Here is a 14,613-nt window from a genome sequence, read left to right as displayed (position 1 = left end):
CTTAATCTTGATTTTGTCTTTGCAGTCGCTTTCTGTAGGCATTGAAAATTCGAGATTTAGAAATAAACCCAAGATAAACACCATCTTCAACTACCGGTAAATTCCAAGCACCTGATTTTTCGAATTTGTCCATGACATGTTGCATGCTTTCATTAGGAAGAATGATATCAGGAGGACTGTGCATCAATTGACTGATTTTGACAGATTCTTGTTTCTCAGGATCAAACATGATATCTCTAATATCATCCAGAGTAATGATCCCCATCAATTCATCTGACTCACTGATCACTGGAAAGATATTTCTCTTTGACAATTGCACCAAGCCGCAGAGGTCCTTTAAGCTGGAATCAGGCTGAATCGTAAGTAGGTCCGTCTCCATAATTTTTCTAATATTGATAGTATCTAATACCTCTTCATCTTTGGACTCGAATAGGTACCTGCCAGTTCCTTTGAGTTGCTTGATATAAAGTGAATCCTTATCAAAGTAAGTGGTGGTCACAAAGGAAATAGCTGAGACTAGCATCAAAGGCAAAAAGAGTTCATACCCTCCTGTGATCTCCGCAATCAAGAATATGGCAGAGAGTGGAGCGTGCTGTACCCCACTCATGACCCCACACATGGCTACGAGCGTAAAATGGGCAATAGGCAGAGCCATCGGTACTCCGAAAAGGTTAGCAGCATAAGCAAAGACAAACCCAACTATACCCCCTACAAACAGTGAAGGTGCAAAGATACCTCCACTACCCCCGCTCCCTATGGTAATGGCAGAAGCAATAGGTTTGATCAAGACTACGAGCATCAGGAAAATGATGATAAAATATGGGTTGTCAATCTCTGCAAAGAATGGACTTCTCTGCAAAACTCTCTGTGGCTCCCCATCGATCAAGGCATTGAGCGTGTCATAGCCTTCACCGTAGATTGGCGGAAAGAAAAAAACAATCAACCCTAAGAAGGCACCGCCATAGAGCAGCTTGACCCAAGGATCCTTCATCATGTCCAATAAGGCTTCAGTTCTCAATACAACTCTACTAAAATAGAGCGATATAATACCTGTCACCATCGCCAAAAGAAAATAATATGGCATATGCCCGGCAAGAAACTCGTCGGAAAGATTAAAGGAGAACATGACATCCTCTCCAAGTAAAAGCATGGAGGTAATAGAACCAGTCACTGAGGCAATCAGTAAGGGAATAAAGCTTCCGACGCTAAGCTCCAAGAGTATTACTTCAATTGCAAAAATGACCGCACCAATAGGTGCTCCAAAGATCGCTGAAATAGCTCCTGCTGCACCACAACCTATCAAGAGTGTTCTCTTCTTGGCACTCAAGTGCATCAAGCTACCAAAATTAGATCCAATAGCAGACCCTGTCACTACGATGGGAGCTTCTAGCCCTACTGATCCACCAAAACCGACCGTAATGGCAGAGGTGATCACTCGACTGTACATCTTTACCCGAGGAATGATACTGCTCTTTTTTGCAATGTTATATAACAAATCAGGAATGCCATGGCCCCCAACATCTTTTAGGATATAATTTCCAATGGCATAAGCCAAACCTATACCTATCACCGGGTAGATAATGTAAAAGAAATTGGCATAATCCTCGTAAAAACTTTGAGTCAAAAACTTCTGAATTGCATGTACTGCTGTCTTTAGAATGACTGCGGCCAATCCAGCCAAAATACCAATTACCCCACTTAGTATTAAAACAAAGTTTTTGTTGCTCAGGTGTCTGAGTCTCCAGATCAAAAAACGGGTGATTAAATCAGTCTTTGCCAAAATTTTAGTGCTAGATACAAATTCAAATTTAGCGGATATTCTAAGCTAAAAAAAAGAAGACTTGCTGAAAATCAATTCAGCAAGTCTTCATCAAGTGCAAGTATGCATGCTAGTATCAACTCCACAGCTCCTTTGAAAAATTCGGGTTGAATATTTTCAAAAGTATCTCTTGGTGTATGGTAGTCCGGATGATCCTCCACTCCAAAGTAGATAAAAGGAACTCCTTTTTGATGAAATTGGGCATGGTCTGAGGCATTGGTCCAGTCTTCTCTACCCGAGCCTGGTACATCGTGACCAAATTTCAAAACAGGACTTTTGCCCTCCGACGCACGCTTCAAGCTGGGCTTTAGAAAAGGATAATGATGGGTGCCCACGGCATAGAGTTCATTGTCATCATTTCTACTGACCATGTCCATATTGATATTTACTTTCACTTGCTTAAGCTCAAAGGGGAAATCATTGACCAAGGCTCTAGCACCTTGCATGCCCATCTCTTCTGCATCCAGAGCCACAAACATCATTGAGTGCTTGGGTCTGTTTTCTGCAAAATAACTTGCCAAAGCCATCATTGCTGCAGTACCGGAAGCATTGTCATCAGCGCCTAAAAATGCCTCATCTCCTCTCTTACCAAGGTGATCATAATGACCCATGATGACAATTATTTTATCAGATTCACTACCTGGTATAAACCCAATGATGTTGGCTGCATTTTCATACGTTTTATTTTCTCTCCTATTGGTGAAATCAAAAAACTGCGTATAATCCTCGTATTGACTACTCAAGCCCAACTTTTTGAATCTTTCTTTGATATAAGCTCTTGCTTTTAGGCTCCCTTCAGAGAGCGGTTTTCTTCCTTCAAGCTCTTCAGATGCCAAGTATTGAATATCTTTGATCAATTGCTCTTGATCTATTTTCTGAGCAAAAGAAGTATTGTATCCCAGCAAAAGGCAGAGAAAAAGGAGGGCTGTTGATTTTGTGAATTTCATGGTGGAAATAATCTTATTGATTTTTAATTCAAGCGGATAATTTAAAATTTCTCAGTACGTTGCTTATATTCGTGATAGCTTGTATATCTCTGGCAATATCTAAAAATATGAAGTATTTCTCAGCGACGCTGTTGTTTTTTTTATTGACAATCGACCTTTTTGGTCAAGGTGGACTACCAGATACCTTTCTGGATGGAAAATCTGTGGTCATGATTTCTAGCGCACCACAAGCCCGTCCTGTCTTGAGTTGGAAAGAACTCGCAGAAGCCATCCATCCAGCCCTCGTGGAAGCTGGTGGAGATCCAGTAGCCTATTATGAATTAGAAGATGTGACCCTTTCAGAAGAAGTGCAGACAGGTTTTGCGGAAGCTTTCAATAAGCGCTTGATCAAAAATATCGTCATTCTCACCAGAAAAGCCAATGGCGAACTGGCTTTGAATATTGCACCTTATACCATGAACAAAAACATGGTTCCGAATGCAGGGGTTTTTTCACTTCAAATGCCTGACTTGGGAGGAATGGTTCAGGCTTTAGAAGCATTGGGAAAAAATAGCCGCTCCCACAACTACCTGGTGCTAGATGTGCCCGAATACCCTGCCGCTGCGGGAGCCATAGCGGGAGGAACAAATAGGTTTTTGCCTAGAAATCCATTGAACCTGGATGTGTTTAAACTAGGTGTGCCGCTCAGTGGCTCGGCTGGCGAATCAAGTTTCCTGACTATGTACCGCTATGATTTGTTGGGAAAATCTGCGGAAGCCATTGCTGCAGAGCAAGAGGCTGAAAAACGAGGCTTAGAAGGCATATTCAAAAGCAATTATCCCTATCAGGTGGAGTTTCTTACTGAGGCCAAATCTGAGGCTGAATTGATCAGAGACAGGGTGCAGTTTGTACTGATGCGCGTGGAAGGCAGAGAAGGAGACCTCATGAAAAGTATGGGCTTGCCTGTGGTTGACGAAGAAGCAGCTTCTAGAATCGTCGTGAAATATTACATCAAATTCTTGGTGAGAAACGAACTCTATATTGGTCCAACTTGGGATGCACACCCAAACTGGAGAACTGCACTGAGTCAGTTTTTGTCAAATCTTCAAAAATAAAAGGGCTCCGCAGAGCCCTTGAAATTGCGATTTTGTTTGACTTGGTGATTAAACAACTTTTCGCTTTTTACTTATCTATCGAACCAGTCACTCGCTTCATGAAGGCGTTCATGGCTTCTTTCTTATCCATTCCCTCTTTGATCATTTGATTGACCTCCAATGTTCCATACAGATTGGAGAGCAATTCACCCATCACTTCGATTTCCTCATCCTTGAGTGATGGTATTTCCGTCATGTTTTCCAACAATTCGATGGTCTCCTTCACCCAGTCTTCATCATTGGCTTCGATAAAACCCAGTACGTGCTTAATTATTGGCAATCTCATCGATCAATGTTTTTAATCCTTCTTCTTTGTTTGTCTGAACTTGGTTGACCAATTGGCCGCCTTTGAAAGTAGCAAAAGTAGGTAAGTTGGTTACAGCTGCTAATTTTCTAGACTCAGGTAATTTTTCAGCATCCACATAAAGAAAAGTAATCCCCTCATAATCACCTGCCAATCTTTTCATCTTTGGCTTCATGATTCTACAGTTACCACACCAAGTAGCGCCATATTGTACTACTACTTTGTCATTTTCTTGTACTAAATTTTGTAAAGTATCAGTTTCTAATTCCTGTAACATATTTTCTTTCGTTTAATTCTTATTTAGAATTACAAAATTAAGGTCCAAAGTGTTCAAAAACCAATCGAAAATTTCAATGCATCATTGAAAGCTTAAATATAGATTGTCTTGTTCATAAAAGGAATCAAGGCTAAAATAATCGCTTGGGCATAGTATTCCTTACGATTGACAGCTCCATTGGTCAATATGCCTACTGCACCATTTCCTTGCTTAGAATTCTCTCTATTGAAAACTTGATCATCTGCTGCACCTAGCTCCATTCCACCTTTGATTAAATCTGTGATCACATTAGGTAGAAAAAATGTGGCTGTCTTGGCTTTACCTATTTTCCCAGTAGGATCTATGATGACTACCCAAGCAAAAGCATACATTTCGCCAGCTTGCTCTTCGACTCCTCCTTCTATTCCTACCCAAAAATCAGCTTCAGGAAATACATTTTTGGAATTTTTGGCCCTATTATAGGCGCCAAGGTAAGTCTGCTCATCTCCTATAGGCTGATCATCTACTTCTGAACTCACGTTGAGGCCTTCAATCAAGAATGCTTCACTATCAAATGCTTGATGAAATCCTAGGTCTGTGCAACTGATCTTTACGGGGTTTTTACTTCCCACAATAACCAATTTTTGTCTTTTTTCTTCTTTGATGTTTTTTCTCTTCGGAAAAGCCATGTCGTCTTTATTAATGAAAAAAACCTGCCAGTTGATTCCAGCAGGTCTCAGTTTGTTTATGCCATATTGGTGAAGACCTGATTGACATCATCGTCATCCTCCAATTTTTCTATCAGCTTGTTGATCTCTTCTTCTTGCTCCTCTGTCAATTCTACCGTCGTAGTAGGGAACCATTGGAAATCTGCATTGATGATATCAATATTTCGCTCTTCCAAAGCCTTCTGCATGTTACCAAAATCTTCGAAAGCCGTGTAAACGAAAATCTCCCCTTCATTTTCGGCAACTTCATCTAATCCAAAGTCAATCAGCTCCAATTCCAATTCTTCGATGTCATGCTCACCTTGCAAAAATCTAAATACAGCTTTCTTGTTGAACATAAAGCTTACAGAGCCTGATGTGCTCAATGAACCGTTACATTTTGAGAAGTAGCTTCTTACATTGGCCACAGTTCTATTGGTATTGTCAGTAGAAGTCTCGATGATCATAGCTACTCCGTGCGGGCCATAGCCTTCGTACAATACCTCTTCATAATCTTTCTCGTCCTTATTCGAAGCGCGCTTGATGGCAGCCTCTATTCTATCTTTAGGCATTGCTGCACCTTTAGCATTTTGGATGATGGTACGCAGCTTGGTATTGTTAGCTGGGTCAGGTCCTCCAGCTTTTACAGCCATGACTATTTCTTTTCCAAGGCGGGTAAATACCTTGGACATCTTACTCCAGCGCTTGAATTTTCTTTCTTTTCTAAACTCGAAAGCTCTTCCCATGTTGAAACGTATTTAATTGGGGTAAAATTAATAAATTTTTTGATTTGGCTGATTGTAGGAGCCTATGAATCCACCTAGAAGAGCCATTTAAATAAAGCTTCCTGCCCTATTGATGATGCTTGCAAGATATCCTTTTGGAATCTGATTGGTTTGTCCACCTTTGATAATCGTATCCAAGTATGCTTTGTTTGGAAAAATCCCCTTGGTGATCTTAGGAGAAATAAAGGCAAAAGCTTTCTTTGGACCAACTTTGGTCATTACTTCCATTTCTATAAAATCATAACCGGGCTCTGACTGAAGAAAATAGCCTCTATCAGCTTCCGAGATCTCAAATAAAAGCCCATAGACGGATTCATTTTGACTAGCTATCACATTGGCTCTTGCAGACCCATCAGGATTTTGATAGTTGAATCGAAAACCGAAATGTGGCAAGACTGCTGTACCAAGTAATTTAGGTCTTTTCTGAAGCCGCCCTTCTAAGGTACTGACATCCAAATTGCTCGCATAGCCAAAGTATAGAAATGTCTCCATTTGGAAAGATATTTATGTATATTTATCAGGGAGTTTGGGATGCTCCAAAACTCCAGACCAAACATACAAACTCAGACACTGAAGTGAAAACTTTACTTAATTTAAACCCTACATCCATGAAAAAAATAACCATGCTACTATTGGCCCTTGGTATTGGAATAGTCTTCGTCCAAGCCCAAAGAGGACCTCAAATGCAAAGAGGACAAGCAATGAATCCTGAAGCTAGAGCAGAGATGATGACAAGAATGATGACCCAGCGCTTAGAATTGTCTGATGAGCAAATGGAAAAAGTCCATCAAGTAAATATGGCACGAACCAAACATCAGGCCTTGATGGCTGAAAAAGGGCAATCTGAGGCTAGAAAAGCTGAAGCCATGAACAAAAAAGCAAAAGCGAAGCAAAAAGGTAAAGCAAAAAAAGCTGAGGCCGTTGAGGAAATAGAAGTGGTAGAAATTCAAATCGAAGAAATTCCAGAAGAGGATTTTGACAAGGAAATTGAAAAAATCCTGACCCCAGAGCAACGTACAAAATGGGAGGAGATGAAAAAACAAAGAAGACCAGAAGGCGAAAGAGGGGGTCAGCGACCTATGGGCGGTGGCATGAATAGAGGGGGGGGTAATTAGTATTAAATGATGTGGTTAGCATAGTTTACTACTCTTATTTAAAGTCTCACGAGCGTGAGGCTTTTTTTATTTCATCCTGATCAGAATGATCATTGCTGAGATTCCTGTCAAAACCCCTATGCTGAGAATGGACATTTCTATTCCAAAACTATCCGCGATGATTCCTGTCAGTATCGCTCCTACGGCATAGCCCAAATCCCTCCACAGTCTGAATACACCTATGCTATTGGCACGATCAGTTGGGTGGGTGTTTTCTGCTACAGTTGCCAGAAAAGTAGGATAAACCATGGCTGTTCCCCAACCTAAGGACGCTGCTAAAATCAAGTAATGCGTCATCGAGCTTGCAAAAAGGAAAAGTGCAAGTGCTACCGCCTGAAGGATCATTCCGCTGAACAGTAGGTGTTTTTTACTGTACAAGTCAGCCATTTTACCTGTGAATAACTGACCAAAACCCCATACGGCCGGATAAGTAGCAGTGATGACACCAATTTGCTCGAGATCAAAGCCTTTGACAGAAAGCAGAATAGGGAAAATCCCCCAAGCCATCCCATCATTGAGGTTGTTGATCAAACCAGCCTGCGTGACAGAACCGAGATTTGGATGCTTCCAGGTAGATTCCCAAAAGATATTTTTTAGCTTCGGTACATCGCTATGTTGGTCTTCAGCAGCGACATGCTTTCGGGTATCTTGGATGAAGAAGATACTTCCCAGCAGTCCCAATACAGCCAACCCTATTCCCAAATAAAATGGATAAGGTCTCAAACCGTATTCTGCAGCAATATAACCTGTAAGAAAAGCAACTAGCGCCACGGCCAGATAGCCTGCAAATTCGTTCAACCCCATAGCAAAGCCTCTTTGCTTCTCACCGACCAGGTCAATTTTCATCACCACTGTAGAAGACCAGGCAAGTCCCTGATTGATGCCTAAAAGTACATTGGCTGCAACAATCCAATCCCATGAAGGTGCAAACATCAAAATAAATGGAACTGGCAAGCCAAATATCCAGCCGATGATCAATAGATTTTTACGTCCTATTTTATTGGCAAATGCACCAGCAAAATAATTTGTGATGGCCTTGACGATACCAAAAACAATGATGAAGGACAAAATTGCTGTTTTGGCTGCGATTGCAAACTCAACTTCTGCTATCTGTGGAAGAATACTCCGCTCTAGTCCAACCATCCCGCCGACAAAGGCATTGATGATGACCAAGAGGGTAAATTGTTTCCAGTTTTCTTTGAGGCCTAACTTAACTTTTTCCATGGATTAAAATTTGCCTACAAAGGTGATGACTTCTTGTGACTATTTAATGAGACTCTTGTCACATGGTAAGTCTGCGGAATCAAGAATTATCTAAGTAGATGTTAATTTATCCAAAGAAATATATGATATTTTATAAAGCTAGTTTATATTGAAACTTTTAAAACAGATTTCAAATGAAGATTACACTTCTGCTTAGGTCTATTCCTATATTTTCTTTGGTTGTATCAAAATTTTGACGATGAACTCGCATTTATCAAACTAACAATAAATTAATCCACAAAAAATGAAAAAATTAGTCTTTATTCTTTTTATAATAATCTTGGCCTCCTGTGGTAGCAAAGATGCAGAGAACACAGCGAATTCTTATGCAGATATCACAATTAGCATGGATACAGTGGTAGTTGATTCTGGCAATGAAATCCTGATGGCAGCGACCCAATCCTACGGTCATACTATAAATCCTAAAACTGATAGACTTTATTATTGGGATATTAAATCTTACAACTTGGAAGTCGTTGATTTGGATGAAATGACCTTACTTGAGAAAAAACTTTATGAAAAAGAAGGGCCAAATGGCGTAGGTCAATATCCTTATCAAACCATGTTGATCGGTAATGATAAAGTGGCTTTCGTAGAATGGAATCAAATCGTCATTGCAGATTTGGAAGGCAAACTGATAAAAAATATCAAAATGGACGAAGAATGGATGAAAGAAGGATTAGATGAAAAAGAGTCTCTTAACCCACTTGGTTTTTCTGATGATGGAAACACGATGTATTGTACTATATCAAATTTCGACAAATTAAATACTAATATCATCCAAGTCGATTTGGAAAATAAAACAACCAAATTGATTGAATTACCAGAATATGAAAAAAGAGAAAAGTTTAGAGTGACTTTCAAAGAAGATGGGGGTGGAATGATGATGACAACTTATCCAGCACTTAATATGAATAAGTTTAATGGCGAAATCATCTTTTCGACTGATGCCTTCAATCACATTTTTCAATTTGACCCTGTCACCGACTCTTTAGAATATATTACTATCACTAACACACTGACGCCCAACGAAAAAACTGGAACTTACCAAAATGAGGTTACTACTCAAGAAGCATTTACAGATGTGATGGGCAAAATCCAAGAAGAAGTAAAGTTTTCCAATCTCTTCTGGGATGATCAAAATAAGGTTTTCTATAGGTTTTCATCTTATAATTTGCCAAAAATTGCTGATGAAAAGGTTAAGTCAAAGGTATTTCTAAGTATCCTCAACGAGAATTTCAAGGTGGTTGGAGAAAAAGAAATTACTGAAATTGTCAAATCAGTTCCCAAAGCCCTGTTTGTAAAAGAAGGAAAGATCCATGCCTACTTGAATGTAGATGATGAGCTAGGATTTATTAGAATGAAAATCAACTAACAAATACAAAAATGAAATATTTTATACTACCAATTGCCGCACTTCTCCTCATATCCTGTGGGGGAAATTCTGATCAAAGTTCAGCTGGAAATTATGCCGATATCACGATAAGTATGGATACAGTGGTAGTGGACTCAGGGGATGAGATTTTGATGGCAGCGACCAACTTTTATAATCAAACTTTAAATCAAAGTGCAGACCGACTATATTTTTGGAACTATAGATCGCATATTCTTGAGATCGTTGATTTGAATGAAATGGTCTTTCTTGAAAAAAGAAGGTTTGAAAAAGAAGGCCCAAATGGTGTTGGTCAATTTCCAAACAGAATCATCTTAATTGGTGAAGACAAAATAGGATTTGTACAATGGACCCAAATCAATATTGCTGATATGAATGGCAATCTCCTTAAAACTATCAGTATAGACGAAGATTGGATGAAAGGAGAACTCAATGAAAATGAATCTCTTATACCTTATGGTTTTTCTGATGACGGAGAAACTCTATACTGTGCCATCGCAACTCCCCAAAGATTGAATTCTAATTTTATTGAGGTGGATTTGACGAATAAAAAGACCAAATTAATCGAACTAACTGAATTTGATAAACGAGAAAAATTCAGAGTAACTTTTACGGTGGAAATGAATGGCGGTATTTCTACCTCCACCGCTCCTCCTTCTCTTGACTACACGCGGCATAAGGATAAATTGATTTTTTGCACCAATGTCTTTAACAATATCTATCAATTCGATCCAAAGACAAACTCACTCGAGTACATTACGATAAGTAACTCTTTGACACCAAATGAAAAAATAAAGGATTACGAAAATGATGTAAATTCCGAGGAAGCTTTTTTCAGAATCATGAATGAAATACAAGAGGAGGTGAGTTTTTCTAATCTTTTGTGGGATGATGTAAATCATGTTTTTTATAGAATCACCTCTTTCAATATGCCAAGAATAGATCAGGAAAAAATCAAATCCAAAGTCTTTATTAGTATTATCAGTGAGGATTTTAAAGTGATTAATGAAAAAGAAATTACAGATAATGTAGATGGAGTTCCTAAAGCTCAATTTGTAAAAGACGGAAAAATCCACGCCTTTTTGAATGTGGATGACGAGTTGGGGTATGTTAGGATCAAGGTGAATTAAAACTCCTTAAAAAATGAAAAATCCTTACTTGATACTGCTCGCACTTAGTTTTTTTGCATGCAACAAAAATACTGATACGAAAACCGATCCAGTAGAAGAAACAGTCAGTTATGCAAACTTTTCCATCAGCATGGATACGGTTATTGTGGAGTCGAAGGATGAAATAGTGATGGCATCGGTTTATAGCCCTTATGGACACCAAATAAGTCCGGATTTATCCAGGCACCTGTATTGGAATGTTAGAGAATTTACGCTTGAGATGATTGACTTAGATAAATTTGAGTTGATCAAGAAAACCGAGTTCAACAGAGAAGGACCTGATGGAGTTGGATTTGCTTTAGATATTGAAATGATTGATCAAGAACATATCGCTTTCCATAATTGGGATCAATCTGTGATCTCAGATTTGAATGGAAATGTGGTAGAGCGGATCAGCAAACAGGAAGATTGGATGAAAGAGGGTTTAAAGCCGAATGAAAATTTCCATGTCAGATTTACTTCCAAAGATAGAAACCTGATGTATTGCAGTATCTCCAATTTCGAAAGGCTAAACTCCAATATATTGAAATTGGATCTCAAAAATCAAAAAGCTGACGTGATAGAATTACCTGAGTTTGATAACCGAGAAAATTTCAGAGTCGCTTACAATATTGGAGGTGGTGGGGGCTTATATTTTCCTCTATTGTCGATAAGTAAATACGAGGACAAGTTCATTTTTTGGACTGACGCATTCAATGCCATTTATCAATATGACCCTGGGAAGGATTCTTTAAGTTATCACAAAATTATCAATACGCTTTTTGCCAATGAAAAATCAGGGGAATATAAAAATGATGTAGGTTCAAATATGGAACTGCAAGCTGAGATGGATAGAATGAAAGAAGAAATAAAATTTTCGGAATTGTTTTGGGATGAAAAAAACAAGGTCTTTTACAGGTTTAGCCATTTTGGACTACCGGATATTGGCGAAGAACCCCCTCGATACAAACACTTCATGAGCATTATTGATGAAGGATTTCAGGTACTAGGAGAAAAAGAGATTACAAACATCTTTCCCAATCCTATCAATATCCTATTTGTCAAAGATGGTCTAATTTTTTCCCATTTGAATGTAGATGATGAGTTGGGGTATATTAGGATCAAGGTCAATTGAATCTAATAGTTTGGGAAATTATGAGCTAATAAAATTCATAAAAAAGAACCGCCGAATTTTTCCCTAAACTAAACGACATTGATTAAGCTTCTAAAAATTAACCTTTCTGAATAATACTTCGTCTTCTCCAGCATCCAAAACACCCAGGTAAAGTCCATCCTTGGTAATAATTCGGGACAAAAATGAATATTCGAGAACTGATGTATTGAATGAAGCTTCCGACAGAACTTTAAAATCACTACTAAATTTCTGAATTGAAAAAGGCCTGGTAGCAGCACTCCTTCTTTTACCTTCCAAATCAGTCAACTCCTGAGGAAAGACGCAAATCCTATAAATAACTTTCTGATAGGGATCTGAAAAAATATCATGATAAAACCCTTCCTTAACCATCCAGTCTATAGAACTGATTTCTTGATTTATATCTAATTGTGAAGGATTGTTGAGAGATTGTGACTTTCCATCAGACCATTTATTTCCTAATGCCGTAGATGATTGAATGGCTTGTTCATTTCTAAATGAAATCAAAACCTCTTCCTTGGAATCTAGTCCAAACTCAAACCCAAGCTTAGTGCTGTTAAAAAAGAATTTATTATTCCTAATCTCGTAGCTGCTTGGGTATTCTCCATACAATATGGCTGTACCTAGCGCATTCAAATCTAAGCTGCCTAATATTTTTCCATGATAATACTCTTGCTCTTTGGGTGAAAAATTAGTTTGATGAATTCTGAAAACTAGCTTGCCATCCCTATGAATCATGTTTTGAGTATTATTTCCAAAGTAGAACTCGTATCCCTCTGGTAAATAATCATTCAATGAAAACGCCAAGAGAAGTTCACTTTCAGCATTCGTTAAGAGTATTTTCCCAAAGTAATCGACAAATACCAAAGAGTCTTCTGCTATAGGTAAAAACTCGGACCATGCAAAACCATAAGCTTCAGGAACATCTGGCAGCGGTATTGTCCTAAGGTATTTCCCATCTTTCCATTCAAAAAGATCAAGAACAGATGACAATTGATTGTAGGCATAAAGCAAGTCTTGATCTTCTAAATAATGATACTTATTATACCCCCCAATGGCATCTGTGATGTCTAAAGTCTTAAAATCTAAAAACTCAATCTCAGATACTTCCACTTGCTTGGTACAAGAAACAATTAAAATCAAAGTTCCTAGAAAAAGTACTGAAAATCTAATCATTTTAATTTTCGGAAATTGGTGGTTTGTATAGTCACTTTGAATCTTAAAATTTAGGAAATCTAAATTATTCAATAATACTTTAGCGATTCGAAGATAAGCTTGAAAGTCTATTTTAACTAATTTTAATCAAATAAGCTTAAACTTTTATTGCATTTTTGTATAATTCTGACAATCATTAGGTTCTCAAAAATATTCTTACACTACATATAACCTGAATTCTATGCTTATAAAAAATCTACTTTTAGCTATGTTAGTTGCTTTAATCATCTCCTGTGGAGGGAATTTAGACACCATCAAAGAAATCCAAATCAACACCAATCTTACTTATTCCTTTGACACGGTAATGGTGGATGCAGGAGACGAGTTTTTGTATCTGAACAACAGGCTTTTTTCTTCCGATATTTCTTCTGATAGGAAGTACTTATTCAATTGGAATAGGGAGGGAAGTAATCTGGAAAAAATCGACTTGAACGATCTTACATTGGTCGACAAAATCAAGTTTGACCAAGAAGGACCAGATGGAGTCGGCCCTTTCACATTTGATTTTGCCTTGACACCTGATGACAACTGCCTCTTTTGGTCTTCCAAAAAAGGAGTATGGGATCAAAACGGTAACCTACTTCGTGAATTGCCAATAGACAAGTTGTTGGAAAACACCGAACATACAGAAGAAGTGATGCTATCAAGACTCGTCCAAATACCGAATGAGCCCGATAAGTATCTTACATTTCATAGAAAATGGAGGTCACTTGATTTCTATTTCTTGATTTTTGATTTTGCTGATGACAGTTTCAGAAAAATAGAATTACCAGAATTGCAGAAGCTGTCTGAATTCGAAATCACCATGCTGTATGAAGGGCAATGGATGGGGAGCTTCAATGCAGGCGCTTTGCAATCCATCCAAAATGATAAAGTTATCTTGGCTTTGAATTCATTCAATCAAGCCTACATCTACGATATGAAGAAAGATTCGCTCTACTTCAAAGCTTGGGAGGGGCCTTTGGTAGGTAGCCAGCAAACTGCCCAACTTCCAAAAGAGGTTCCCGCTGAGGGAAAAGAGAGAGCAGAGGCAATGCGAAAAGCAAATGAACAAATCAATTATGGTTCATTTATTTGGGATGATGAAAACAGAAAGTATTACAGATTTTCAATCAAAAGTATTTTCAGTGATGAAATGACAGAATTTGAGACCTATAAGGTCAGCGGTGCTGATGTCTTCCTGAGCGTCTTTGATGAAGACTTTAGGCTAATTTCAGAATCAAAAATCCCTGAAATCCAGAATAGACCTGCCAAGCACTTTGTCAAAGATGGCAAAATCTGGCTTTTTGAAAATATAGATGATGAATTGGCTTTTGTGAGACTGACGATCAAATAA

15 protein-coding genes are annotated in these 14,613 nt (G+C 38.4%); 6 read left to right on the top strand and 9 right to left on the bottom strand.

All coding sequences use genetic code 11. The features are described 5' to 3' along the window. Window position 1: 1 nt before the first annotated feature. Entirely contained in the window at window positions 2-1,780 is a 1,779-nt protein-coding gene (locus BW935_RS03155; RefSeq protein ID WP_076498511.1) for a chloride channel protein, read from the bottom strand. Window positions 1,781-1,851: 71 nt separating this feature from the next. Then, complete coding sequence (locus BW935_RS03150; RefSeq protein ID WP_076498510.1) at window positions 1,852-2,766, bottom strand: M28 family peptidase; 915 nt, start codon at window positions 2,764-2,766, stop codon at window positions 1,852-1,854. Between the two features lie 107 nt (window positions 2,767-2,873). Between BW935_RS03150 and BW935_RS03145 the strand changes: the two genes are divergently transcribed. Further along, complete coding sequence (locus tag BW935_RS03145) at window positions 2,874-3,860, top strand: NTPase (RefSeq protein WP_076498508.1); 987 nt, start codon at window positions 2,874-2,876, stop codon at window positions 3,858-3,860. Window positions 3,861-3,927: 67 nt separating this feature from the next. Here the strand turns inward: BW935_RS03145 and BW935_RS03140 are convergent, their stop codons facing one another. From BW935_RS03140 to BW935_RS03120, 5 genes are all read right to left on the bottom strand, one after another. Further along, complete coding sequence (locus tag BW935_RS03140) at window positions 3,928-4,185, bottom strand: DUF6952 family protein (RefSeq protein ID WP_076498507.1); 258 nt, start codon at window positions 4,183-4,185, stop codon at window positions 3,928-3,930. Further along, window positions 4,166-4,480 (bottom strand): thioredoxin family protein, encoded by a 315-nt coding sequence (locus BW935_RS03135; protein WP_076498505.1) that lies wholly within the window; start codon window positions 4,478-4,480, stop codon window positions 4,166-4,168. The genes BW935_RS03140 and BW935_RS03135 overlap by 20 nt, the downstream gene beginning before the upstream one ends. Window positions 4,481-4,572: 92 nt before the next feature. Next, window positions 4,573-5,148: an inosine/xanthosine triphosphatase gene (yjjX, locus tag BW935_RS03130; protein ID WP_076498503.1), complete on the bottom strand. Its 576-nt coding sequence runs from the start codon at window positions 5,146-5,148 to the stop codon at window positions 4,573-4,575. Between the two features lie 56 nt (window positions 5,149-5,204). Further along, window positions 5,205-5,912, bottom strand: a complete 708-nt coding sequence (locus BW935_RS03125; protein ID WP_076498502.1) for a YebC/PmpR family DNA-binding transcriptional regulator — start codon at window positions 5,910-5,912, stop codon at window positions 5,205-5,207. 87 nt (window positions 5,913-5,999) lie between these two features. Beyond that, window positions 6,000-6,443, bottom strand: coding sequence for a gamma-glutamylcyclotransferase family protein (locus BW935_RS03120; protein WP_076498501.1), 444 nt, complete (start codon window positions 6,441-6,443; stop codon window positions 6,000-6,002). Between the two features lie 116 nt (window positions 6,444-6,559). Between BW935_RS03120 and BW935_RS03115 the strand changes: the two genes are divergently transcribed. After that, on the top strand, window positions 6,560-7,066 hold the full coding sequence (locus tag BW935_RS03115; RefSeq protein ID WP_175606630.1) for a DUF4890 domain-containing protein: 507 nt from the start codon (window positions 6,560-6,562) through the stop codon (window positions 7,064-7,066). 66 nt (window positions 7,067-7,132) lie between these two features. On the opposite strand, the gene BW935_RS03110 is transcribed toward BW935_RS03115, so the two are convergent. Then, a complete protein-coding gene (locus BW935_RS03110) occupies window positions 7,133-8,329 on the bottom strand; it encodes an MFS transporter (RefSeq protein ID WP_076498497.1) in 1,197 nt (398 codons plus the stop codon). 283 nt (window positions 8,330-8,612) lie between these two features. Between BW935_RS03110 and BW935_RS03105 the strand changes: the two genes are divergently transcribed. Genes BW935_RS03105 through BW935_RS03095 form a run of 3 tightly spaced genes read left to right on the top strand, consistent with a single transcriptional unit; the run spans window position 8,613 to window position 12,044 of the window. Further along, the gene (locus BW935_RS03105; RefSeq protein WP_076498495.1) at window positions 8,613-9,743 is read left to right on the top strand and encodes a DUF4221 family protein; all 1,131 of its coding nucleotides are present in this window, start codon (window positions 8,613-8,615) and stop codon (window positions 9,741-9,743) included. Window positions 9,744-9,754: 11 nt separating this feature from the next. Next, window positions 9,755-10,891 carry a DUF4221 family protein gene (locus BW935_RS03100; protein ID WP_076498493.1) on the top strand — a complete coding sequence of 379 codons (1,137 nt, stop codon included), beginning with the start codon at window positions 9,755-9,757 and terminating at the stop codon, window positions 10,889-10,891. A 13-nt stretch (window positions 10,892-10,904) separates the two neighbouring features. Continuing rightward, the gene (locus BW935_RS03095; protein ID WP_076498491.1) at window positions 10,905-12,044 is read left to right on the top strand and encodes a DUF4221 family protein; all 1,140 of its coding nucleotides are present in this window, start codon (window positions 10,905-10,907) and stop codon (window positions 12,042-12,044) included. 90 nt (window positions 12,045-12,134) lie between these two features. Here the strand turns inward: BW935_RS03095 and BW935_RS03090 are convergent, their stop codons facing one another. Further along, complete coding sequence (locus tag BW935_RS03090) at window positions 12,135-13,238, bottom strand: hypothetical protein (protein WP_139325482.1); 1,104 nt, start codon at window positions 13,236-13,238, stop codon at window positions 12,135-12,137. Between the two features lie 247 nt (window positions 13,239-13,485). Here BW935_RS03090 and BW935_RS03085 point away from each other — a divergent pair, with 247 nt between their 5' ends. Next, window positions 13,486-14,613 carry a DUF4221 family protein gene (locus tag BW935_RS03085; RefSeq protein WP_076498487.1) on the top strand — a complete coding sequence of 376 codons (1,128 nt, stop codon included), beginning with the start codon at window positions 13,486-13,488 and terminating at the stop codon, window positions 14,611-14,613.

This window comes from Belliella pelovolcani, assembly GCF_900156785.1.
Taxonomy (GTDB): domain Bacteria; phylum Bacteroidota; class Bacteroidia; order Cytophagales; family Cyclobacteriaceae; genus Belliella; species Belliella pelovolcani.
Note: the sequence above shows the minus strand (reverse complement) of the source record. Positions and strands in the feature narration are given on the sequence as shown.

Bases quoted from the DNA above. Each gene is read 5' to 3' on its own strand.
- BW935_RS03150 (WP_076498510.1), bottom strand. From the start codon at position 2,766: ATGAAATTCACAAAATCAACAGCCCTCCTTTTTCTCTGCCTTTTGCTG.
- BW935_RS03145 (WP_076498508.1), top strand. From the start codon at position 2,874: ATGAAGTATTTCTCAGCGACGCTGTTGTTTTTTTTATTGACAATCGAC.
- BW935_RS03140 (WP_076498507.1), bottom strand. From the start codon at position 4,185: ATGAGATTGCCAATAATTAAGCACGTACTGGGTTTTATCGAAGCCAAT.
- BW935_RS03135 (WP_076498505.1), bottom strand. From the start codon at position 4,480: ATGTTACAGGAATTAGAAACTGATACTTTACAAAATTTAGTACAAGAA.
- yjjX (WP_076498503.1), bottom strand. From the start codon at position 5,148: ATGGCTTTTCCGAAGAGAAAAAACATCAAAGAAGAAAAAAGACAAAAA.
- BW935_RS03125 (WP_076498502.1), bottom strand. From the start codon at position 5,912: ATGGGAAGAGCTTTCGAGTTTAGAAAAGAAAGAAAATTCAAGCGCTGG.
- BW935_RS03120 (WP_076498501.1), bottom strand. From the start codon at position 6,443: ATGGAGACATTTCTATACTTTGGCTATGCGAGCAATTTGGATGTCAGT.
- BW935_RS03115 (WP_175606630.1), top strand. From the start codon at position 6,560: ATGAAAAAAATAACCATGCTACTATTGGCCCTTGGTATTGGAATAGTC.
- BW935_RS03110 (WP_076498497.1), bottom strand. From the start codon at position 8,329: ATGGAAAAAGTTAAGTTAGGCCTCAAAGAAAACTGGAAACAATTTACC.
- BW935_RS03105 (WP_076498495.1), top strand. From the start codon at position 8,613: ATGAAAAAATTAGTCTTTATTCTTTTTATAATAATCTTGGCCTCCTGT.
- BW935_RS03100 (WP_076498493.1), top strand. From the start codon at position 9,755: ATGAAATATTTTATACTACCAATTGCCGCACTTCTCCTCATATCCTGT.
- BW935_RS03095 (WP_076498491.1), top strand. From the start codon at position 10,905: ATGAAAAATCCTTACTTGATACTGCTCGCACTTAGTTTTTTTGCATGC.
- BW935_RS03090 (WP_139325482.1), bottom strand. From the start codon at position 13,238: ATGATTAGATTTTCAGTACTTTTTCTAGGAACTTTGATTTTAATTGTT.
- BW935_RS03085 (WP_076498487.1), top strand. From the start codon at position 13,486: ATGTTAGTTGCTTTAATCATCTCCTGTGGAGGGAATTTAGACACCATC.